Origin of the sequence: Vibrio hepatarius (assembly GCF_018860525.1) — a bacterium.
GTDB lineage: Bacteria > Pseudomonadota > Gammaproteobacteria > Enterobacterales > Vibrionaceae > Vibrio > Vibrio hepatarius_B.
Genome location: NZ_JAHKPM010000018.1, coordinates 53129 through 76802, shown reverse-complemented (window position 1 = coordinate 76802; position 23674 = coordinate 53129). Strand labels below are relative to the sequence as shown.

At 39.4% G+C, this 23674-nt stretch carries 22 protein-coding genes; 10 read left to right on the top strand and 12 right to left on the bottom strand.

What is annotated here, in order from left to right; genetic code table 11:
• Positions 1-26 precede the first annotated feature (26 nt).
• Together KO511_RS05645 and phhA are read right to left on the bottom strand one after the other, a co-directional pair.
• On the bottom strand, positions 27-356 hold the full coding sequence (locus tag KO511_RS05645; RefSeq protein ID WP_215986503.1) for a 4a-hydroxytetrahydrobiopterin dehydratase: 330 nt from the start codon (positions 354-356) through the stop codon (positions 27-29).
• Positions 349-1140: a phenylalanine 4-monooxygenase gene (gene phhA, locus KO511_RS05640; RefSeq protein ID WP_215986502.1), complete on the bottom strand. Its 792-nt coding sequence runs from the start codon at positions 1138-1140 to the stop codon at positions 349-351. The genes KO511_RS05645 and phhA overlap by 8 nt, the downstream gene beginning before the upstream one ends.
• A gap of 228 nt (positions 1141-1368) precedes the next feature.
• Here phhA and KO511_RS05635 point away from each other — a divergent pair, with 228 nt between their 5' ends.
• Positions 1369-3369 carry an acetoacetate--CoA ligase gene (locus KO511_RS05635; protein WP_215986501.1) on the top strand — a complete coding sequence of 667 codons (2001 nt, stop codon included), beginning with the start codon at positions 1369-1371 and terminating at the stop codon, positions 3367-3369.
• 41 nt (positions 3370-3410) lie between these two features.
• Here the strand turns inward: KO511_RS05635 and KO511_RS05630 are convergent, their stop codons facing one another.
• Complete coding sequence (locus KO511_RS05630; protein WP_215986596.1) at positions 3411-3989, bottom strand: class I SAM-dependent DNA methyltransferase; 579 nt, start codon at positions 3987-3989, stop codon at positions 3411-3413.
• Positions 3990-4141: 152 nt separating this feature from the next.
• Between KO511_RS05630 and KO511_RS05625 the strand changes: the two genes are divergently transcribed.
• The 3 genes from KO511_RS05625 (at position 4142) to KO511_RS05615 (ending at position 7170) form a co-directional block, all read left to right on the top strand.
• Positions 4142-5020, top strand: a complete 879-nt coding sequence (locus tag KO511_RS05625; RefSeq protein ID WP_215986500.1) for a LysR family transcriptional regulator — start codon at positions 4142-4144, stop codon at positions 5018-5020.
• Positions 5021-5265: 245 nt separating this feature from the next.
• Positions 5266-6159 (top strand): cation diffusion facilitator family transporter, encoded by an 894-nt coding sequence (locus KO511_RS05620; protein ID WP_215986499.1) that lies wholly within the window; start codon positions 5266-5268, stop codon positions 6157-6159.
• A gap of 318 nt (positions 6160-6477) precedes the next feature.
• Positions 6478-7170 carry a response regulator gene (locus KO511_RS05615; protein ID WP_215986498.1) on the top strand — a complete coding sequence of 231 codons (693 nt, stop codon included), beginning with the start codon at positions 6478-6480 and terminating at the stop codon, positions 7168-7170.
• Between the two features lie 71 nt (positions 7171-7241).
• Here KO511_RS05615 and KO511_RS05610 read toward each other — a convergent pair whose 3' ends face one another.
• From KO511_RS05610 to KO511_RS05600, 3 genes are all read right to left on the bottom strand, one after another.
• Positions 7242-7421, bottom strand: coding sequence for a DUF1289 domain-containing protein (locus KO511_RS05610; protein WP_215986497.1), 180 nt, complete (start codon positions 7419-7421; stop codon positions 7242-7244).
• 83 nt (positions 7422-7504) lie between these two features.
• Entirely contained in the window at positions 7505-8365 is an 861-nt protein-coding gene (locus KO511_RS05605; protein ID WP_215986496.1) for a mechanosensitive ion channel family protein, read from the bottom strand.
• Positions 8366-8484: 119 nt separating this feature from the next.
• A complete protein-coding gene (locus tag KO511_RS05600) occupies positions 8485-8952 on the bottom strand; it encodes a DM13 domain-containing protein (protein ID WP_215986495.1) in 468 nt (155 codons plus the stop codon).
• A gap of 544 nt (positions 8953-9496) precedes the next feature.
• Between KO511_RS05600 and KO511_RS05595 the strand changes: the two genes are divergently transcribed.
• Positions 9497-9940, top strand: a complete 444-nt coding sequence (locus KO511_RS05595; RefSeq protein WP_215986494.1) for an exoribonuclease R — start codon at positions 9497-9499, stop codon at positions 9938-9940.
• Between the two features lie 76 nt (positions 9941-10016).
• Here KO511_RS05595 and KO511_RS05590 read toward each other — a convergent pair whose 3' ends face one another.
• From KO511_RS05590 to KO511_RS05580, 3 genes are all read right to left on the bottom strand, one after another.
• Positions 10017-10748, bottom strand: a complete 732-nt coding sequence (locus KO511_RS05590; protein ID WP_215986493.1) for a carbonic anhydrase — start codon at positions 10746-10748, stop codon at positions 10017-10019.
• Between the two features lie 257 nt (positions 10749-11005).
• Positions 11006-12037, bottom strand: a complete 1032-nt coding sequence (tdh, locus tag KO511_RS05585) for an L-threonine 3-dehydrogenase (protein ID WP_215986492.1) — start codon at positions 12035-12037, stop codon at positions 11006-11008.
• Positions 12037-13233: a glycine C-acetyltransferase gene (locus KO511_RS05580; RefSeq protein WP_215986491.1), complete on the bottom strand. Its 1197-nt coding sequence runs from the start codon at positions 13231-13233 to the stop codon at positions 12037-12039. The genes tdh and KO511_RS05580 overlap by 1 nt, the downstream gene beginning before the upstream one ends.
• A gap of 307 nt (positions 13234-13540) precedes the next feature.
• Between KO511_RS05580 and KO511_RS05575 the strand changes: the two genes are divergently transcribed.
• Entirely contained in the window at positions 13541-14470 is a 930-nt protein-coding gene (locus tag KO511_RS05575; RefSeq protein ID WP_215986490.1) for a LysR family transcriptional regulator, read from the top strand.
• A gap of 238 nt (positions 14471-14708) precedes the next feature.
• Here KO511_RS05575 and KO511_RS05570 read toward each other — a convergent pair whose 3' ends face one another.
• Positions 14709-15632, bottom strand: a complete 924-nt coding sequence (locus KO511_RS05570; protein ID WP_215986489.1) for a DMT family transporter — start codon at positions 15630-15632, stop codon at positions 14709-14711.
• Positions 15633-16080: 448 nt separating this feature from the next.
• Between KO511_RS05570 and trpS the strand changes: the two genes are divergently transcribed.
• The 4 genes from trpS to KO511_RS05550 all read left to right on the top strand — a co-directional run bounded on the left by trpS (position 16081) and on the right by KO511_RS05550 (position 21999).
• Positions 16081-17103 (top strand): tryptophan--tRNA ligase, encoded by a 1023-nt coding sequence (trpS, locus tag KO511_RS05565; protein ID WP_215986488.1) that lies wholly within the window; start codon positions 16081-16083, stop codon positions 17101-17103.
• A 211-nt stretch (positions 17104-17314) separates the two neighbouring features.
• Positions 17315-17578 (top strand): hypothetical protein, encoded by a 264-nt coding sequence (locus KO511_RS05560; RefSeq protein ID WP_215986487.1) that lies wholly within the window; start codon positions 17315-17317, stop codon positions 17576-17578.
• Positions 17579-17687: 109 nt separating this feature from the next.
• Complete coding sequence (locus KO511_RS05555) at positions 17688-20444, top strand: immune inhibitor A domain-containing protein (RefSeq protein WP_215986486.1); 2757 nt, start codon at positions 17688-17690, stop codon at positions 20442-20444.
• 313 nt (positions 20445-20757) lie between these two features.
• A complete protein-coding gene (locus KO511_RS05550) occupies positions 20758-21999 on the top strand; it encodes an SGNH/GDSL hydrolase family protein (protein WP_215986485.1) in 1242 nt (413 codons plus the stop codon).
• A gap of 102 nt (positions 22000-22101) precedes the next feature.
• On the opposite strand, the gene KO511_RS05545 is transcribed toward KO511_RS05550, so the two are convergent.
• Together KO511_RS05545 and KO511_RS05540 are read right to left on the bottom strand one after the other, a co-directional pair.
• Entirely contained in the window at positions 22102-22566 is a 465-nt protein-coding gene (locus KO511_RS05545; RefSeq protein WP_215986484.1) for a TrmO family methyltransferase domain-containing protein, read from the bottom strand.
• Between the two features lie 136 nt (positions 22567-22702).
• The gene (locus tag KO511_RS05540) at positions 22703-23401 is read right to left on the bottom strand and encodes an aspartate/glutamate racemase family protein (RefSeq protein WP_215986483.1); all 699 of its coding nucleotides are present in this window, start codon (positions 23399-23401) and stop codon (positions 22703-22705) included.
• Positions 23402-23674: the final 273 nt, after the last annotated feature.

Below are 23674 nucleotides of genomic sequence, written 5' to 3'. Positions count from 1 at the left end.
GATTAATCGCTTCAGGCCACTAATAATTAACTTTGTTTGTCACACTTGGAAGCACATATAAAATCGTTACGGTGCAACCCCTTAATCGCATGACTCCACCATGTTACTGTCACCTTACCCCACTCCAATAGGATAGAAGGATGGTGGAATTCATCTTCTGCAAGTTGAGCAATCTTATTAGAAAAATTCCATGCTAATTGAAAATTTTTGAACTTATACACTTTCTCTAATTGCGGGATATCATCGCGTACTATAATTTGCCAGTTATCCAATTCGGTAAGCAGAAGTCGCTGCTCTTCTTTCGTTAATGCAATGGATTCTGGGCTGCACGCTTCACAGCGAAGTTCATTAAGCATGTGTTTTTTCCTTTGATTCAAATAATGGGGGAAGTAATCCAACTTTCATGGCCTTATGGACATGGGACATTAAGTCCTCTTGACTGAGTTGGTATAGCTGTTCAATATTGTTCAAGATAAAATACGCTGGCTGCATGATATCAATACGATAAGGAGTACGAAGGACTGTATGGATATCAAATTCTTCTCTGGCAGGGTGTTCTCCGTCTAAAGCGTATATCGTTTCTCCTGGCGAGGATAAAATACCTCCGCCATAGATCTTGTTTTCTTGCGCCTCTCTTACCAACCCAAACTCAATAGTGAACCAGTAAAGCCTTGCAAGATATACTCGCTCTTTGCTGTCTGCATCTCTACCCAGCTTGCCATACGTTTCTGTAAAACGAGCAAATTCAGGATTGGTTAACATAGCACAATGACCAAAAATTTCGTGGAAGAAGTCAGGTTCCTGAAGATAGTCAAATTCTTCTCGTGAACGCAAGAAGGTAGCAACAGGAAATTTTTTATCTGCCAGTAATGCAAAAAAACGATCAAAATTAATTAATGCAGGTACTGGCTCAACTTTCCAGCCTGTCTCCCTGTGCAGAATATGATTTATTTCAGGTAGCTGGGGGACCCTATCGACCGGCAAATCCAGTAGTTCTAAACCCCGAAGATATTCTTTACATGCACGTTCATTAACGAGCTCTAACTGGCGTGAAACCAAATCATGCCAAATCTGGTCTTCTTCACTACTCCAGTCAACAAATCCTTGTTTATTAATAGGTTTAGAAACATACTCGCTCATTGCAATGCTCTTTAACAAATCCTTTACATAAAGCCTATCGTCTGACTAAATCGCTGACAATTGACTTCATCAGATCCCCTCACAGTCAAAACGTAACATTTTCTTTACATTGTTGTATTTTCTTCTTATTTATCAGAGATATGATCATCTATAATTTGTTTGACATTGTTGGTTTTTACCACAAAACTTAGCCATGTTTAAAAGGAAACTATCTGAGACGAGGAAGTCATGTCTACTCAAAATATAGCCGCCCTAGATCCTGTATGGGTACCCAGCAGCCAACGCATAGAGGCCTCAAACCTTCACCAGTTCATCAAGCACATTAATATGCAGGGTGAGGCTATCGAAAACTATAGTGACTTGCACCAATGGTCAGTAGAGAATGCTAAACATTTTTGGGCTAACTTATGGCAGTTTTGCGATGTAATCGGCTTCAAAGGTGACTGTATTTATGGCGAAGGAGCTGCTCACTGGGGACAATTTCTCCCAAGCCGTGACACTATATGGTTTCCTCAAGCTCAGGTAAATTATGCTGAAAACTTACTTTCTTATGCATTTCAAGAGCCTGAAGCAAAAGCAATTTTCTTTAAGAATGAGCAAGGCTATAACTACTCACTCACTTGGCAACAACTCTGTGAACAAGTTTCTCTCGTACAGCAGTGGTTAAAACAGTGCGGAGTGGGAACCGGTGATATCGTTGCCGGCTACTTACCTCATATTCCTGAAGCTATTGTAGCTATGCTTGCAACAACCAGTTTAGGAGCGATCTGGACCTCTACATCCCCAGACTTCGGAGTTGACAGTGTCAATGAACGTTTTGGCCAAGTTCAACCGAAAGTGTTGTTCTGCTGCAATGGCTATCGCTTCAACGGAAAAACCTTTCACATGGAAGATAAAAATAACCAGATTACAGATACCATTACAAGTATCCAACATGTGTGCTGCATCAGTTATTTAGAAGATGAAAAGCCGAATGATTTCTCTAGTGAAAAAATAAACGACTGGGAATCTATTATGGCTAGCTTCATTCCACGCGGCGTCGAGTTTCAACGCGTTGGGTTTAATGAGCCTTTGTTCATTCTTTATTCATCGGGTACAACAGGTAAACCAAAATGTATTGTTCACTCTGTCGGTGGGATCATACTTAATCACGTTAAAGAGCATCAACTGCACTGTGACGTACAGCCTCGAGATAGAGTATTTTATTACACTACTTGTGGCTGGATGATGTGGAATTGGCATGTATCGGCATTAGCCAGTGGAGCAACATTGGTCATATTTGATGGTAGCCCAGTGCACCCATCGGAAAGTGTTCTCTGGGAATTTGCTAAGGAAACACAAGTCACACTATTTGGTACATCAGCTAAATATCTCGAAGCATTAGAAAAAGCAAAATACTGCCCTAGCCAACATTTTGAATTAAAACACCTTAAAACCCTATGCTCTACTGGTTCAGTACTCTATCCGAAACAATTTGATTTTGTTTACAACCAGATCAAAACAGACCTACATTTAGCCTCGATTTCTGGCGGTACCGATATTTGCGGATGTTTTGTTATTGGTAATCCTATATCTCCTGTTTTTCGTGGAGAATGTCAAGCTTCAGCTCTAGGCCTAAATGTGCAAGTCTTTAACGAACAAGGACAAACTATCGTCAACCAACGTGGTGAATTGGTTTGCCTGAACAGTTTTCCAAACCAACCTCTAGGCTTTTGGAAAGATAGTGGAGAACGTTATCATAAAGCATATTGGAACAAGTACCCAAATGCTTGGCATCACGGGGATGACGTTGAAAAGACACTAAACGATGGACTCATATTCTACGGTCGAAGTGATGCAACCCTTAATCCTGGCGGAGTTAGGATAGGAACTGCGGAAATATATCAACAAGTAAATCAATTGCCAGAAATCAAAGATTCTATTGCTGTTGGGCGAGCTGTTGAAGGTGATGAAAAAGTTGTCTTATTTGTCCAGTTAATTGATAACACCGATTTCAACGAAGATCTTATCTCAACCATCAAATTACAACTGAAAACCAATTGCTCACCGAGGCATGTTCCCGCCGAAATTTATGCTATAAGCGATATCCCAAAAACAAAATCCGGAAAATTAGTTGAGATAGCAGTAAAACAAATATTACACGGAAAAGAAGTAAAAAATAAGGGTGCCATCGCTAACCCTCATGTATTAGATGAAATTGCCCAGTATACCATCCAAACAACATGTTAGTGTTTTCCAAGCCCGAAAAAATTGTTCGGGCTTAAAATCATTTACTTTCTCGCAACAGCCATTAATACCATCAACTTACCTCTTGGTGTTTCAATACTGAACGGTGTTGTTACTTCTACTTCTTCAAAGCCAACACTGCTCAATACTTGTAATACATGTCTGGGGGTCATACCACCCTCTTGATCATCTTCAGAGAACCAATCCCAATGAACAAAGTGATTTCCCTTATTCAATAGGCTGTAGACAATATCGACCACATCCGAGTAATTCGGTAAAAAGCTGCATACGGATGAAGCGACTACTAAATCAAACTGATGACGAAATGCGGGATGCATCGCCACTAATCCTCGAGTAAGACAATCGACAACAGGTTCGACATTGTTTAGTTGCTTATTATCAAGTTGCTCGATCATCGCTTCTGAGCTGTCTAATGCAACAATATCTTTTACAAGAGGAGACATTTTTTGACTTAATAATCCAGTGCCACAGCCAAAATCAAGTATTCTCATACTTTGAATATCAACAATTTCTTGAAGAGATTCCAAGGCTTTATCTGCATATAATCGTGCAGCGGGCTCACTTTCCCACTCTGCCGCGTAGTCGTCCCAGCTAGTAGTCATCATGATCTCCCTGTTACATCATTCAATTTGGCACCGACCAAGATTACCAAAACCACATGAAATTCATAGCTTTTAGCTTCAGAAAACAGACAATATTTGTATATTCTTATAACATATATGCGTATAAACACCGATAGAAGCAGCGACACTACATGAACCTATCTCAAATTGAAGCCTTTTGTACCATTGCAGACACCGGATCGATTTCAGAAGCCGCTCGGCAATTAAATTGCAACCGGACAAAACTTAGTATGTCGATTAAAGCTTTAGAAAAGGACCTACACACAGAGCTATTTAATCGTACGGGCAACCATGTTGCTCTGTCTGAAGCTGGAAAAGCGATTTATAAAGATTGTCAAAGCTTACTCGCCACTCTATCCCGCATTCGTCAGACTTGCTCTCAGGTTTCAGGTGAGTTTAATGCCGAAGTTTGGTTAGCAAGGGACGATTCACTTCCTGATGAGATGTGGCAAGAGTTCTCACACAAACTTAACAACATGTTCCCTGCAACTTCATTTAATATTGTTCAGGCGTCTAGCGGAGATCTAGCAAATTTAGTGGCCACACAACAAGTAGATTTTGCGTTTGGTGTTGACTACGAAAGAATAGATGACCCACTCATAACTTATCATCCATTGGGAAAAATTCGTTTAATGTCAGTGTGCAAAGCAGAACATAGACTTAGTCAAATGCGGCGGGTATCTAATGAACAACTACGTAATGCCATGCAAGCTGTTATGGTCTATCTTAACGAAAAAGATAATCCAGAGCTTCAACCATTTTCATTGCGGCATATTGGGTTCTCAAGCTTTGACAACATGCTAAGTACGATTCTTACAGAAGATGCTTGGGGAGTACTCCCTGAACCTCTGATTCGTCATTACCTGCGTAAACAAGAACTCGCGGTTATCAAACATACCTATGGTTTAACACAAGAAGATTATTGTATGTTTACCGCGGCAGGAATGTCCGAGCACCCTGGCATGTCATGGCTCGCTGATAGACTGAATGAGTACTTATTTGACTTCTAGCATTGCCAATACCTAAACAAAAATGAACACTCACTGACCGCTATTGTTGACTAAATTGATATTTTTATAGTTATTAACGACACTCACTGTCAAATTTAATGACGCATAAGGCTGCACTTATCCGACTGAAATTTAATATAAAATAATTCACTCGATAAATTCTGGTTACTTTTAATACAAATCAAGTTTGTAAATTCTATCTATTGCAAGAAAACTAAGAGTATGTAGTTAACAGAGACAAGTCTATGTGTGCCAAGACAAGCTTGAATGAAAAACGTATTTTGATTTTTTCAGCATTTCTTGCTTTGGGCTTTGCCATCGGTGGTTTAGTACTTGGTACTCTTGTTGGATCCTTGGTTATCTTGTTTGACGGGGTGTATTCTTCTGTAAGTCTGGTGCTAACTTTATTGTCACTCATCGTATCAAAGTACATTCAAAATCCGTCAAAACATCTCTTCCCATTTGGCAAGGCTGTGTTAGAACCACTTGTTATTGCGATTAAAGGCAGTGTTATACTAATCATTGTCAGTTACTCTCTTTATTCTGCAATAGTGGCACTATTTACTGGCGGACGCGAAGTCGACGTGTCTATTGCGACTCTATTCGGTGCTATTAATGTGTTGGGCTGTGGTTATGCATGGTGGCATATTGATCGTAAATCCAAGCGCTTTTCTTCCGGATTGATTGAAGCAGAAGCTAAGCAATGGCAAATGGATACCATGCTCAGTGTCACGGTGACACTAGGGTTTGTCTTTGCTTGGACAATGACCCTGTCTCCCTTTGATAGATACGCGGTCTATGCTGACCCTTTAATGATGATTTTAATGTCATTTTACTTTATTAAAGTGCCTGCTCATATGCTTAAACAATCCATTCGAGAAATGTTAATGATGTCTCCGAGTACAGACATACTTGAAGTTGTAGATCGAGAAGTATGCGCTTTGGACAAGCAAATAAAACAGCACCTAGAGGTAGATGCTGTTACCAAAGTCGGGCGTGAATTGAGAGTTAGCTTAAATGTCCATTCAAATGACAAACAACTTGCCATCGAAGATCTTGAAAGAACTCGTTGTATCTTAAGGCGTAAGTTGGCTCAGCTACCACTGGACTTAAAACTAGACCTAAACATTGCTAGGTAACCAACTATCCTTTTCTGCGAATTAACGCAGATCATTACCTAATAATCTCAAATTGAGAATCATAATAAGTAATATTCTATTCTAACAATACAATCTATAATTCGTACCTTATCCTGATATAGCTTCTTAATAACATACACGATTACAGTTTAAGTCACTGATTTTTATGTCTCTATTTATGGTTTAACATAAACCAAACTCCTGATAATCAACTGATACCACATAAGTAAACCTTTCTATGGTTCAAATTTTGCTTTGGTACTATTATTTAAGGGAAATCAGTTAGCGAGAGTTGATTGATCCATAGAGGAGAAGCGTATGGCAAGGTTCGAACCTGACAAATTCACGATTCTAGTCGTTGAGGATAACAATTTATCTCGAAAAGCACTAATAGGTATGTTGTTTAAAAGCGGGTATGAAAATATTTTGAGTGCGCCTGACGGTCAAACTGCTATGGAAAAAATCGAGCATAATCATATCGATCTTGTCGTAACTGACATTAATATGCCTCACATTAACGGCTTACAGCTTATTAAAGCAATACGAACAGGTGCAACACATGCAATACCTGAAACCAGTATCATTGCGGTAACATCCCTTTCAGATGTAGAAACTATATCCGCCTGTATGAGACTTGAAATTGATGCTTTTTTACCAAAACCTGTAACTGTAAAAGATGCGCGAGAACAAATAGAGCAAGCAGTGCTTGGTCACACTGAACTCTACCAACAACACCTCTATCACGAAATCGAAACTGATCTTAACTCTTGCAATCAAGCTCAGTCAATCGAGACGACAGAAAAAAATAATGACGAAACAATCACTCTGCAGAGCCCTTTTGATTTACGTGCAGGAATGACATTAACACGCGACATTTTCGCTAATAATGGCGTTTGCCTTGTAAAAGCAGGAACTCTACTTGACGGGAGATTAGTTAAGCGATTGTGTGAGCTAAAGTCTATTATCGCCGAACAACCATTCCGAGTCGAGCTTGAACCCACAGACGCCTAAATTATTCTGGCAGATATTTATGCCATGACATTTTATAATCACGATTACATAGGGGTAATGGCTTCTAGCCTTTAACCCCTTTTAAATGATTTTTTACGCTTGTCACAGCGAGCAATTACCCTTGTCTTCTCTTCATTGCTGTACGCATTCCAGTCTAGAATCTCCTTTAGCGTACGGTAACATCCAAGACACATATCATCTTCGCTAAGGCAACATAAACGTACACATGGTGCAGGTACTTCTTTATTCACATGTTTTCCCCATACGACACTACAACGCTAGAGAGCAAAAGCCAAACTGTCGAATTCAATACATTCCAAAGGGGCTCCATACTCTAGTCAGACTCTAATACTTTTTTATCCAAGGTAAACTTTTCCTCGTATAAGGTCATAAAGTCTTTCCTTATTTCCTGTTCAAGATGTGTCGCCTTTTCTGTTGGGCAAAATAGCATAAAATGGACAACTTGTTCTCCTGTGGAAGCACTATTGATATGAATATGTGGTTCTGCGCCTGGCAAATCGACACCTGCATGCTTTTCAATCATAGAGTTGTAACGTGTTGCAACATCACTAAAGTACTGACAGTGATCCTCGATCTTATTAATCATAGTTGGAAGCAAGGGATATAAATTAACAAACTCAACCACCACAATCGAGAAGTTATGGTAGACGTAGCGCTTCATGAAATTGAGGTTTTTAACTGGGAAAGTAAAAAACATGCTATTGGGTAAGGTCGCGGTTTTTCCAGTAAAATGATACTGACCATGGTGCAAATCAATTTCTTGGATCACAGTCGCCATCATGTTGTGTTCAATAACTTCGCCGCACAACTTACCTACCTCAATCCAATCACCAATTCTAAAAGATCTAGAGCTCGCACGCTGAATAAACCCAGTGAAACAAAGAATAATCTCTTTTGACGCTACCACGATAGCAATGGCTATTGCAGTAACGGATAACGCAAATTCATTTATTTCCGACTTCCACAACATGAACAGCAGTAAAACAGTAATAGAAAAGGTGCCATTCTTTGTTCTAGACATCCAGCTTCGTTGTTTTTCTGTTACAAAAGCCACATCACCACGAATTTTCGATAATATTATTCTTCGAACAACAACAACAAGCCCAATAATAAATACCGTAAAGATAAACTTATGAGTCAAAAAAAAATTGATAACAAGATGTAGATTTTCCAATCTAAACTCCCTACACCAGTGAATAACAAAAAGCCATCAGCCCCAATCTACACCTCATTCTAAAACAACCACAGCAGTATACCAATCAGCTATGCCCGATAATGGAATCGCTCCAGCAATTACTTAAACCTCGCAGAGGTGATAAACTCACCAAACGTCTCACACCAAACCACAACTGTGTTGTATTGAGATAAATCTAATTCTTGAGGTAGATTTAAAGCGAAACGATCAAATGTTTTGACGTCACCCACCCTTGTCATATTGTGTTTTTTATCATTGAAATCTTGTTCTGTTTCAACAAACTGAGGAGATAAATACAGTTTATAATCGGGGCCAGGAGCTAATTCTCCAACAAAAGCGATCTGTTGTTTACTAATTGACACCGAACCTTCACCCCAATGAAGAAAATCGCTATCTTTGCGATCACGTTGAAATGTAGCTGTATAAATAGCGTTATTGGTAATTTTTTCAACCGAACTCATGGTGGGAGAATCAGGCTGAGTAAGTATAGGTAGAGCATAGATCCCAAGAGCAAAACCAAAAGCTCCGCAAACCAAATGAGTAAACAACAAAACAATTTTTTTCATTCCAATACCTATAATTTGCTTATATAAATGTGCAGATAGAAAATGTGGACAATTAGATAATAGGTAGCATATATATATTTGCCTTCCACTAATTAATATTTTCCTACGACAATCACAATACTAACAAGTTTAGTCACTGCTATCGATGCAAAACAATGGCTTGTCAGTGCCAGATTCAACCTGCTTAACTTCAAAGCTTACTTGCAAAATATGCATCAGATAGATATAAAACCATGGACAAAGATCACATAAATTATCTTGAGATTAACCACAACCGTACCTTATGTTTGCAAATTATCATCAGACATCTAGGGTTAAAAATGTATCAACTAACGTACTCGTGAACCAAGTATTCGCGAACAACGTCAGCGGCTAACCACAACGCAAACACAACAATATATAGCCCCACTATCATGTGGGGCTATTTGTTTACATTCCATGTAACATTTACCTATTTAATTGAACTCTAATCGACTAAGTTAGACTGGATTTCTATCAACAGCGATATAAAATAGCGTTCTAATACATTAACCATGGATATGTTGTGGAACGAGATTATACTCTCTTATACTTGGAAAATACCTCTAGGGATGAGCTTCAAGAACTGAGCCTTAAAATGCTAAATCGACTCATAGATGAGAACTCAATGTCTGAGCTCTTTACGTTTGAAGCCGATGAAACGGCTTCAGAAGATAAGCTTTTTCAAGCACAATTTGACGCTATGCTGAGAATGCATGCCATCGCGTTAAGTCAATTACCTGCACTCTTTAATGATTCTGAACAACCTATTCAAAACACTAAGCGTATGCAGAGACTCTTACTTTGGCACTTTTATGCCATATCTTTTAAACTAGAACGAACAATTAATCTTGCGGTACATTGCGAACATGTGGAAGCCATACTTGAGGAAGCCCCAGAGAACGCAATAGAATGGGTGACAAGTTTAACGGATTTACTTCGACAATATGCTTTAATTGCTAACAAATAGAGTTAAGCTAAATTCATAGGTTCTGTGACTGAATTAACTTAGCACATCACAGAACCAAAGAAAAAGATGATGTCAATTAATCATTTGAAAGTACGACTCGAGCATTGTGATTTTGCAGCGGACGGTTGTTTGCACCCATAACCAGCTCCAGTTGCTTCGCTTGATCCGAAGTGAGTGACTGTGGAGATTTAGCGACTATCCAACGAACTCCCTCAGAACAAGGTGGTGTGGTTAAAGAGCCATTAAAGCGATAATATTTGGCAGTTTTAGGTAACATATCTTTGACAGAAAACGGGCTGTCTAGTGTCACAGTATGATTGGTTTCGGGCATCGATTTAATCAGTTTGCTCATCTCTCTATTCTTATGTGTATCAAGATCGAACATCACTGCTAAAACAGCTAGGTGCCCAGCTTTATCTGCATTGACAAAATGCGCTTCTAGAGGGTAACCATGACCTTTGATATGGTTTTCAGAAGGAGTATGGAAATGAAACTGCGCTAAATTAAATTCAATACCGTCGAGAGTGAATACATTGCTACCACTAACAACAGCTTGTAATGTATGGCCATTATTCGTTAAGCCTGTCACTGTACCATCATAGTGTATGTCTAAAGACTTGAGCTCTGCTTCAACAGTATCATTTTCATTTATATCGATTGGGCTTTGGTTCTTACCAGCAGCACACTCTCTCGCAAACTCTCCCCAATGCTCTGGACCTATATCACCTTGGTAGCCCCATTCTGCAGCTTGAACAGAGCTACATAAAGCCAGCAAGAGGCTTCCAGCTACCACATTTATCTTATTCATATCTCTTCCCTAGTAAAATAAGTGTAACAAAGACCGGTGTTATGATAAATCAAAGGTCAATGTAACTAGAAGTAAATATGCATGATTAAATATGAACTTTAGGAAGGGGTTTTAAAGAAATAAAATGTACATTTTTTTCACTTGTAAATATCAAAATCGAACAGATAATAGCCGAACGATAAACGCTCGGCTAGAAACCTTACCTTCAAACTTAGCTAAGGCCAAGGTATAAAAGTTGATAAAAAAATATCAAGCTACTATTGCCAATCCAATATTACTTTACCTGACATACCAGAACGCATTGCATCAAAGCCTTGCTGGAAATCATCCACCTTAAAGTGATGCGTTATGATTGGCGTTAGATCTAGGCCTGATTGAATTAATGATGCCATTTTGTACCAAGTTTCAAACATTTCTCGGCCGTAGATACCCTTGATCACAAGACCTTTAAAAATTACTTGGTTCCAATCAATTCCCATGTCTGATGGAGGAATGCCTAAGAGAGCTATTCGGCCACCATGATTCATCGTTTTGAGCATGCTACTAAATGCGGCTTGAACACCTGACATTTCAAGACCAACATCAAAGCCTTCTGTCATACCAAGCTCAGCCATGACATCTTCTAGGCTTTCACTGGCAACATTGACAGCACGAGTAACACCCATCTTGCGTGCAAGATCCAAGCGATAATCGTTCACATCGGTAATAACCACATGTCGCGCACCTACATGCTTAGCCACTGCAGCAGCCATAATACCGATAGGCCCAGCACCAGTGATTAGTACATCTTCACCAACCAAATCAAACGATAAAGCAGTATGTACAGCATTACCAAATGGGTCAAAAATTGACGCAAGATCATCTGAAATCCCTTCTGGGATCTTAAAAGCATTGAATGCAGGAATAACCAGATACTCGGCAAATGCACCTTCCCGATTGACCCCCACACCAACAGTATTACGACATAAATGCGTTCGCCCACCGCGACAGTTACGGCAGTGACCACATGTGATGTGCCCTTCACCAGAGACACGATCACCGATTTCAAAGCCTCGGACCTCTTGGCCAAGGCCGACAACTTCACCCACATATTCATGGCCGACCACCATAGGCACAGGAATTGTGTTTTGAGACCATTCATCCCAGTTATAGATATGAACATCTGTACCACAAATTGCGGTTTTCATTATCTTAATGAGGATATCATTGTGTCCAAGTTCAGGCTTGTCCACTTCAGTCATCCAAATACCTTCTTCAGGCTTAAGTTTAGACAGGGCTTTGATTTTCATTACTTTATAATCTCCATGTCACGGGCAACCTCGATGAACACATTAATCGCACGATCCAGTTGCTCAGGAGAATGTGCTGCTGACATTTGTGTACGAATACGTGCTTGACCTTTGGGTACAACAGGAAAAGAAAAACCTACTACGTAGATACCTTTTTCTAGTGCACGCTCTGCAAACTCTGCCGCTACTTTTGCATCACCTAACATGATAGGTATGATGGCATGATCAGCACCAGCAAGTGTAAAGCCAGCTTCTGTCATACGATTACGGAAATGCTTGGCATTTTCCCAAAGACGACTTCGTAAATCTTCGCTTTCTTGAAGAAGACCAAGAACACGAATGGATGCGTTAACAATGGCTGGCGCTACTGAATTTGAGAACAAGTACGGACGTGAACGTTGACGAAGCCACTCAATCACTTCTTTTTTACCCGCAGTATAACCACCAGACGCGCCACCCATAGCTTTACCAAGCGTACCAGTAATAATATCAATACGATCAACAACATTATGATATTCATGTGTCCCTGCGCCGCTTTCCCCCATAAAACCTACTGCATGAGAGTCATCGACCATAGTCAAGGCACCGTACTTTTCCGCTAAATCACAAATAGCAGGTAGATTAGCTACAACGCCATCCATCGAGAATACACCGTCTGTCACAACCAAAATATTGCGTGCACCCGCTTCTTTTGCAGCGATCAACTGCTGTTCCAGTTCCTGCATATTATTGTTGGAATACCGAAACCGCATCGCTTTACACAAACGAACACCATCGATGATTGAAGCATGATTTAACGCATCAGATATGATGGCATCTTCTTTGCCAAGAATAGTTTCAAAAAGGCCAGTATTTGCATCAAAACAAGAGGTATAGAGAATCGTATCTTCTTTACCAAGGAATTTAGAAAGCTTTTGCTCAAGCTCTTTGTGGATATCTTGAGTACCACAAATAAAACGTACAGATGCCATACCAAAACCATGCTGCTCCATACCGGCTTTACCCGCTTCTATCAGCTCAGGATGATTGGCGAGGCCTAGGTAGTTATTGGCACAGAAGTTTAATACCTCTTCACCCGTCGAAATCTTAACGGCGGCCTGTTGCTGAGAAGTAATGATACGTTCTGATTTGTAAAGACCTTCAGCCTTTACCTCTTCAATCTGTTGTTTGATCTGGTCGTAGAATGCAGAAGCCATGTTAAATTCCTTGCGAGTTATTATGTAATTTATTGTGCTAGAGCCGTATTTTTAGTCAGAAAACCTAACCATGGTGACGACATTGAGCTCAGTGCGTTAGTGTAATCTAAGCCAAGCATTTTCATTATCCCGCCAACTGGAAAAACATTAATGAATTCAAGGCACAAATAGTCCTTTTTTATGACCTAAATCACATGGTATGATCAACTCAATACAATGATTGGCTTATAACTTACATTGTTTGACTAACCGTACGATTTATTTACCACGAATAAATTGCAAATTATTGAAAAATTTAGGCCTTATTTTGGTTAACTCTAGACTTATTTCTTTGCTCCCTGATCTTGCGTCATTCATTTTGATTGTCGATGAAGGCAGTTTTACCGCCGCTGCGAAAAAACTGAAAGTAACACCATCGGCGCTAAGTAAGCTCATCACACGGCTAGAATATGCACTATCAATTAAATTGTTTGAGCGTACTACACGTACTTTGATCATAACTCCAACTGGTCAACAGATATATGACCAAGCGATTGTAATGGTTAACGCTGCACAACAAGCTTGGGAACTTTCAACCACAAACCACACCCAACCAGCTGGAGCACTCACAATCGCGGCTCCTGAGGCTTTTCTTAACTCAGTTTTGCAGCCTTTTGTGATGCCTTTTCTGCATCAATACCCAGATATACAACTCAAGTTACGTGTCGCAGATGGAGAAATTGATCTACTGAAAAACGGTATTGACGTTGCTTTTAAGTTAACTGATAAACCAGACGAAAACCTAGTTTTAAAAGAAATTGGCAAAACCAATCTTGTATTATGTGCAAGCCCAGAATACATCAAAAAAAGAGGCAAACCATTGCACCCAACCGAGTTATCAAGTCACGATTGCTTATACCTTGCTGAAACTGAGATCGACGACGTTTGGGACTTTTTCAAAGATGATGAGTTCCACTCTATTGCGGTTACAGGACGTTATGCAGTCAACCACTCACAAATGCGTTTAAATGGTGTTAAACAGGCACTCGGCATTGGCATATTTCATGACTTTGTTATTGCTGAAGCAATTGAATCATTGCAGGTAGTTCCTATCCTTCCCGACTGGACTATTAAGAGCAACTATCATGGCGTAGTTGCTATGCAGTATTCGCAAACAAAGTATATGCCAGCTCGTCTACGTGTATTTATCGACTACATTAGTGATGCCTTAAGCCACAGACTCAACTCAGCCACTTAAAGTAAAGTTACCACGTAACACCAAATAACCGCATAGGCCAAGTCATTTGTCCATGCTCAATAAGATCATAAATGGTAAAAAACACACCACATATAAAAGCGAGTTTGATAAGTCTGTAGACAACAATCATAGTGATAACCTTATATCTTAGAAATGGTTAGATATCGCTAAATCAAGTACGTTGTCAAGTGGTTTCAATATGACTTAAAAAATATCAGAACTTACTCAATATACATACTCACAAATTCGCACTCGCTTTATTGGTTCGATTTTCTTGCCTAGCAAACACTGATTTTGGCGTTTTAGTTAGCAAAATTCCAGCTAATAAAGGCGCTAAAAGTAACATTGACTGGAGAGATAAAATTTCATCATTTACATAAGAGGATATGAAAAGAGCTACAACGGGGAAAATCAAAAAACAAATAGACGCTTGGAACGGCGTTGATACTTGCCCAAGTTTAAAATAAGCGACAATACCACCGACACTTGCTACTAAGCCCAAATACGCTACCGCCGATACCGATTCCATACTGAATGACTGATAGTCAATATGCTCTCCTATCAAAGAAACGATAAAAAGCAATACTGAAGCAGCAAGGCATGGCACAGCATTATAAGTCAGCACCTGAATGTCTTTACAATGTTTCTGCACAATTACATACATAACTGCATGAATAACCACCGCCATTCCAAGACAGACAGTACCGATAATATAGTCTGAGCCACCTAGCTGCATTTCAGTCCCAAGAATGAATGACAAACTCAATACGGCCACAACAAGGCCAAACAACTGATGGCTTGCTAAACGTAAATCCAAAAACAAACCTGACATCAACATGACTGCAACTGGCATATTGGCAAAGATAATTGAAGCCAAGCCTGATGAGATATACTGCTCACCATAAATCATCAATGTAAATGGAACCGCAAAATACATTAAAGCAACAATTAATATCCATTTCCCCTTCCCTCTTGGAAAAAGTAACGGTTGCCCAAATACCTTAGCTAATACAGCTAAAAGTGGTGCGGCCAGCATAAAACGCATTGCCGTAGCAAAAATGGGAGGAATAGTTTCCAATGCTACTTCCATGGCAAACCAAGTTGTTCCCCAGATTATACAAACGGAAATAAAAAGCAGAAAAGATAGAGACTTTGAATTCATGAGATCATTCACCTAGAGACGATACTACTTTGTCAGAGATAACTTTGTAGTGAACTAATTACGTGTCACAGTATACGAATTTCCCTGGAGAATTTTTTTATCTTGTCATCTATCATTTAATTAAAAATAGAAAATTAATCTAATAATTATGTGATTTTGAGAAAATTTTACCACACTTTCTGAGAAGGCTAGTGTCATTATTTTTATTGTGGGTTTTTATTATAATTGAATGAATAACCCCGTTTAAAACATTGTACATAGAAATCTCTTATGTTAAATTTACCAATATGAAACTAAACGCAATCATGTCGTCTCAAAACAATTGGTGGCGCTCTCACTAGAGCAGCCAAGACTTTTACGTCCTTATGCTGCTGGAATGACAGCATGAGGCTATAACACCTTTGAATTATCTCCAGTAGCACCTGATACAAACTCGGAGAATACATTCATGAAAATGACACCCAAGACATTCCATAACCAGATCATCTTAACAGGTGATCGAGCAACAGGACCTCTACACCTAGGCCATTTTATAGGTTCGCTGCAACAAAGAGTGACTCTCCAGAGAACCAACGACCAAACAATACTCGTCGCCGATATGCAAGGTTTGACAGATAATGCCAATACTCCTGCTAACGTTTCCTCTAACATTCTCAATATTGTCGCGGACTATTTAGCTGTAGGAATAGATCCAACACTCACTACAATTTGTTTACAGTCACAACTTCCTGCACTTGCAGAAATCACCATGTACTATAGCAACTTGGTAACCATTGCTAGGCTTGAACGCAATCCGACGGTAAAAGCAGAAATACTCAGCAAACAATTTAAGCGCTCAATCCCAGCAGGTTTTTTAACCTATCCAATATCCCAAGCAGCTGATATCACGGCATTCAATGCATCCATAGTCCCCGTTGGAGACGACCAGTTACCTATGATCGAACAAACCAATGAGATTGTCAGAAAGGTAAACTCTCTTGCGGGGAGCTGCGTATTAAATGAATGTCAGCCACTGCTAAGCAAGGCATCGCGTTTACCAAGTACTGACGGTAAAACAAAAATGTCAAAAACCATGGGTAACACCATAAACCTTGGCTCAAGTCCAAAACATATCACTACGGCAGTAAGATCCATGTATACAGACCCAAACCACTTAAAAATAGAAGATCCCGGCAAAGTTGAAGGTAATGTTGTCTTCACCTATCTTGAAGCATTTCATCCCGATACAATTTATATTAATGAGCTGAAACAACGCTATCAATGTGGAGGGCTTGGAGATGGCACTACAAAGAAAATATTGGAAGAATGTTTACAAGAGATGTTAAGTCCTATAAGGCATGAACGTGAAAAACTGTTATCTGAACCAAATTATCTTTTGCAAGTATTAGAGAAAGGAAGTGAAGTTGCCAAGATAAAAACTGAAAAAACATTATACAAAATAAAAAGTGTATTTGGCTTGAATATATTTTAATAACCTTCTCACCAAATTATTATTATCAAAATAATCATTAATAAATAATTATTTCTAATACATCGCGGGCAACACCTCATATAATCGTTTGGGGTGTTTACATATTATGTTGAACTATAGATCAAGGTCTTATCGTTCAAAATTCAACCATTGCATTTTATAATTCGTAGTTATATTTTGTTGAAAAATATAACTAATTTATAAGAATAAGATGAAATTTGTGGTTTTTTTGTTAATTATCTTCTCATTTTCAGTTATTGCTAATCCGCTTCCTGATGATGAAGAAGAACTCGTTACGTTTTTAGTGGAGCGTGGTGTCATATGTGACAATCAATCCTATGACGAAAAGCTTAAATCTCTCCAAGTTTACCTCGCTAATAGATTCAACAAAACCACAAGTAAAAATAATAACACCAAAGAAACAATACATGACCGTTTAAAAAACAAACAATGTATTTCAGCACCTAAGGATTAAGTACAGAAATACATTTAAGAATCTCCCACCGTCAAGGGAGTTGTTCACGCAACGTTAAAACCACTATTTAAAGTGGTGATTGGCAATAAAAATATAATAAGGAAATAATATGGCTTGCATAAGGAAAACACTGCTCGCAACAGCAGTAATGGCACTATTTAGTGCCAGCGGTAATGCTCAAACGCCTATTGATTTAGGTGTAATAAATGAAGAGAAAATTATCGAAATGCTAGCAAGGAAAGGCATTATTGATGAAAGCTCTTCTATTGAAGAACAAAAACTAGCTTTTAATAACTACCTAAATAAAAAAATTGGGAATGGTTTTAAAGGCGATGCTCAGTTCGGTAAAAAAGCACTCGAACAAAGAGCAAAAATATTAAAATCCATTGAAGAAAGTAATGGCCAACATAAGGCACATGTATTTTCTTTTGATTTGTCAGACAAGCGAACTGATAAAGTTCTAGCTGTACTGGTTGATTTCCCTGACTTACCTTGGAACGATAATCGACTAACGTCTGATCACACAGATATGCTCTACGATAGCTACCAACCAGAACACTACCAGAGACTTCTATTCTCTAACACTGGCTACACTGGCCCAAATGGGCAAAACCTTATCTCTATGCGTCAGTATTATGAGAGCGAGTCGGGTAAAAGCTATAGCGTTGCAGGGCAAGCCGCCGGATGGTATCGCGCTGCAAAAAATGCAGCATTCTACGGGGGGAATTCTTCCTCAACAGACAATGACCTTAATGCGCAAGAATTAGTTCGTGAAGCCCTCAACCAATTAGCTCAAGATCCAAATATTAATCTTGCCGATTACGACATTGAAGACCGCTATGACTATGACCAAGATGGTGACTTCCGTGAACCCGATGGCGTGATAGACCATTTGATGGTTTTTCATTCATCAGTAGGTGAAGAAGCAGGCGGTGGTGTACTTGAAGACGATGCCATCTGGTCACACAGATATAACCTTGGTAAATACCATGTATTACAAGGAACCACCAGCACAATTCCGAGCCGTTTTGGCGGTAGCTATGCTGCTTTTGACTACACTATTCAGCCGATTGATGCAGCAGCGGGGGTTTGTTCGCACGAATACGGACATGACTTAGGCCTTCCTGATGAATATGATACCCAATATACAGGTAAAGGTGAGCCTGTTTCATACTGGTCGATTATGTCATCGGGTAGTTGGGCTGGCAAAATTGGAGGTACTCAGCCTACTGCATTTAGCTCTTGGGCAAAGCAGTTTCTTCAGGAATCAATCGGAGGAAAGTGGATTGTTAATCAAACACTCTCTGTAGATGAACTGACGACCAAAGGAGAAGAAATTACTCTTCACCAGACCATAGACAATGATAAGCAAAACATGGTTCGTATTGATCTTCCGATTAAACGTACCGAAGGCCAGAAGCCCTACTCTGGGAGTCATGGTTTTCATTCAGGTAAAGGCGATGATCTCAAAAATTCTATGTCCCGTGAAATCACTCTACCGGAGGCAACCAATCTAGAGTTGGTGTTTAAAGCTTGGTACCAAATCGAGAAAGACTATGATTTTGCTCGAGTGCTTATCAATGGAGAGCAAATAGCTGGTAGTATTACTACACTAGACGATCCGAATACCACAGATCTAGTACCTGCAATTTCTGGTGAATCTGATGGTTGGATCGATGCTGAGTTCAATCTATCTAAGTGGTCAGGACAAACGGTCACCCTAAGCTTCGATTATGTAACAGATGGGGGCTTAGCAATGGAAGGCCTACATATCGACAATATTGAAATCATTGCAGATGGAGTGGCAACATTAATCGATGATGGTGAGGCAGATTCAAGCTTTACATTAAATGGTTACCGGCTAAACAATGGCGTCAATGAAGCACCACACTATTATCTACTACAATGGCGGAGCCATAATGACGTTGATGAAGGACTAAACAATATCAAGCGCTTTGGAAGCTTGATGTCATTTGAACCTGGTTTAATTGTCTGGTATGTCGACGACTCTATCACCGATAACTGGGTAGGAAAGCACCCTGGTGAGGGTTGGTTAGGTGTTGTTGATGCGGACCAAAATGCTATGATCTGGGAAAACTCAGGCTCTCCAGCACAAACTCGTTACCAGCTACGTGACGCTAGCTTCTCACTTCAAGATCAATCACCTATGACGCTTGAAAATAAAGAAGGGGATGTGTTGCGAGATGTCAGCTTGCTAGGCAACGCCTATTTTTCTGATAATGAAGATTATTCCAATCCACAAGCACCAGATGCAGGTAGACTATTAGCTGAGCATGGTGTCGCAATAGAGGTCATTGAACAAGCCGCTGATAATACCTATGGAGTAATTCGAGTATCAAAAGTACCCGAGCCTAACCAATTCCCAGTCGCTGCATTTACCTTATCGGTCGATGGGATGACAGTCACTGCGAGTAATATGAGTTCTGATCCTGATGGTAGCATCGTCGATTATGAATGGAACTTTGGCAATGGTGAAACAAGTAAAGAAGCCTCTCCAGCATGGACTTATCTAAATGATGGTCGTTATACGGTTTCCCTAACTGTCACAGATAACCGTGGAGATCAACATACCTCTTCAGACATTATCTTTGTCGAAGACGGTAATATCCTGCCAGAAGCAACGGCTGAATACATACACCTAGGCCGTTTGGTTACCATGTGGTCTACAAGCTCAGATGCTGACGGACGTATAGTTGATACTGAGTGGGTTCTTCCTAATGGAGATATCAAACGTGGGCGTATGTTCACCACCCTATTCCCAAGCTACGGTGTTCATCAAGTTCGCTTAACCGTAATGGATGACAATGGTGATAAAGTCACCAAGCTCATAGACGTAAAACTATAATTCGTTATTAATAACCGACCAAAAGCGCAACGTAGGTTGCGCTTTTTTTTGCTTTCAAAACACTCTTTTGGCACTCTAAATGCTCACCAAGTCAACCCTAACAACCAATATAAGCAACAAATCTCATATTAGAAACAAAGTTAACTACAAAAAAACACAAATTTAACACTCACGTAACTAAAGATTTCTGTATAAAGTTTGATCTAAATCTAATCTTGATTGATTTTTTTCATGAATATTTTGACTGTTAAGTGCATGCCATGCGATCAAAGATGAGCAAACACTCTACAATCAGAATAATAAGTGAAGGATCATGAATAAAATTCTACTTTTAGCTGGTTGCACCTTGGCTGTACCAGCACTCGCAGATGATACGTCAACAGATTTTAAACATGGAAATACTGAATACGAGCAAAGGATACAAGGGCGGCAAACCAGCACTTATGTCAGATGTTGGTACCGTATTTCTCAAAACCGCAATGAAACGGATGCTGAATGGGAATGGGCCGAGAACGAAGACGGTACTTACTACAAAATACAGGGGTATTGGCGCTCTTCTGTATCGGTTAAAAACATGTTCTACACCAATACTTCACAGACAGATATTGAGGAACGCTGTATGGAAACATTGGGGATGACTTATGATGAAGCCGATACAATGTATTACGCATCAGATAGCCAGATTTCATACAACCACAGTATTTGGACAAATGACTCCACTAATAATGATAAAATCAATAGGGTCATCACCTTCGGAGACAGCTTGTCAGACACTGGCAACTTGTACAATGCATCTCAGTGGGTATTTCCCAATAGAAGATCATGGTATTTAGGGCACTTTTCAAATGGTTTTGTATGGACCGAGTACCTTGCACAACATAAACATCTGCCATTATACAACTGGGCAGTAGGTGGAGCAGCTGGCGTCAATCAATATGGTGTTTTAACCGGGGTATACAAACAAGTTACTTCTTATCTCAAGTATGCGGACAAAGCAGAAAACTACAAACCAGAAAATAGCCTAGTCACGATGGAGTTTGGTCTCAACGATTTGATGAACTACGGCCGTTCAGTTGCAGACGTAAAAGCTGATTTGAGTAGCGCTCTGATTCGTTTAACTGAATCAGGAATAACAAATATACTTTTGTTTACCCTGCCTGATGCCACCAAAGCGCCCCAATTTAAATATTCAACGGTTGAAGAAATCAATACTGTCAGAGGTAACATTATTGAATTCAATGCCTTTATAAAAGAGCAAGCCAAACTCTATAAGGACAAAGGGCTTACCATTGTACTTTATGATGCTCACGAGAGGTTTAACCAAATCACATCTGACCCCAGAGCATTTGGGTTCGAGAATGCGACCGACTCGTGTTTGAATATCAATAGAAACTCAGCATCGGACTACCTGAAAAATCATTCACTGACTAATGATTGTGCTTACCATGGTGCCGATAAATATGTCTTTTGGGGAGTGACTCATCCAACAACAGCCACTCACAAATTCATCGCCGATGACATCATTCAAACAAAGTTAGACCAATTTAACTTCTAAACACGGCTCGCATAAAGAGATGAAGTTACCGCCTACTTCATCTCTTTTAATGCCTGGTTAAGCTCTATTTAGACTAAAAATAACCATAAACAGACCTATTCCCTAGACGTTAAAGTAATCGCTCATAACCTTATCAACCCAAATTGGCTGGATAACTTTCTCTTTATCGACAAGGAATTGTTTAAACACTGGTTTAATATCGACAACCAGTGACCCATTTATTGCATCCAGACCCTTTACTCTCAGAGTATTACCCGAAACATCAACAATTGAACAATCCGTGACACCAATTTTGTTTATACGGTTTTTCCCTCTTTGAGATAAGATTCCTACAGGATCAATGTTAGAATTGTTTCTTGGGTGTCGAGCACCCAAACAAATTTTCTCATCGATAACTTTATGCATATAAAAAACGATCGTGACATGAGAAAATGAGTTAAGCCCTATCAAGGTTTCCAAAGGTATCTCATTCTCAAGCACAATGTTAGAAATCACACTACCCCAATTGTCATCTTGAGGAGAGTCGATATTATTCTTAACGATTGCGATAGGTTTTATGCTGATCATGTTTTTATATCTCGTTATTATACATACTTCATATTTATCATATATATAAATACTTTCTCAAGATAAATCACATAGCCAGTACCCTGACTCAATAAGGTAGTCTCATATACGTTAGGATATAAACTACCTAAACTGTTTAACTCTGCTGTAAAGCTTCTCTTACGGTTGCTTGAGCGTGTATTACCGTTGTATCGAATACTGGAATATCTATATCAGAACTATCAAGTAGAAGTCCTATTTCAGTGCACCCTAAAATTACCCCCTGGGCACCTTCAGCAGTAAGATCTTCAATAATCGTTTTAAAGTCTTGCTTAGAACGAGAGCTTATTTTACCTATACACAGCTCATCATAAATAACATCGTGGACGAGTCGGCGCTGCACCCCATTAGGGACGATAACATCAATTCCAAAGGCGTTCTTAAGGCGTTGCTTATAAAAATCTTGTTCCATCGTAAATGCGGTACCAAGTAAACCCACTCTGGTAATATCTTGATCTCTTAAGTTCTGGCCTGTAGCATCAGCAATATGTAATAAAGGAGTCGATACCCCTTCTTGTATTTCATCAAACACCCTATGCATAGTGTTGGTAGCAACAATAATAAAGTCGACGCCAGCCTTCTCTAATGACTGGGCAGCTTGACTCAAAAGCACAGCCGCTTTGTCCCACTCTTCACTTTTTTGTAGACATTCAATTTCCGCAAAATCGACACTATAAAGAATAATTTTAGCGGAATGCAGACCCCCTTTTTCCGCTTTAACCGCCTGATTAATTAATTTATAGTAGCTAGCAGTAGACTCCCAACTCATACCACCAATAATACCTATTGTTTTCATCACGATTCCTTTCATTAGATAGAATGACATCATAATCAGATGTTTATAAAAAATACAATCGATATTATGCAACAAAAATTGCCTTTCGATAGTAAGAATAAGCCTATGCTTAATATGAAATTATTTTAAACAATAAAGTGCCGGATTTACGTGACGAAAGGCATGGTAAAGAGTAGGTATTATTCTCCTTTGTTCTCACCTTGCCCCATAAGAATCTGAATTTGTTGCTCAATACTAGAGCTTACTTTATCCTCGAGTTGTTCCTGCAAATCT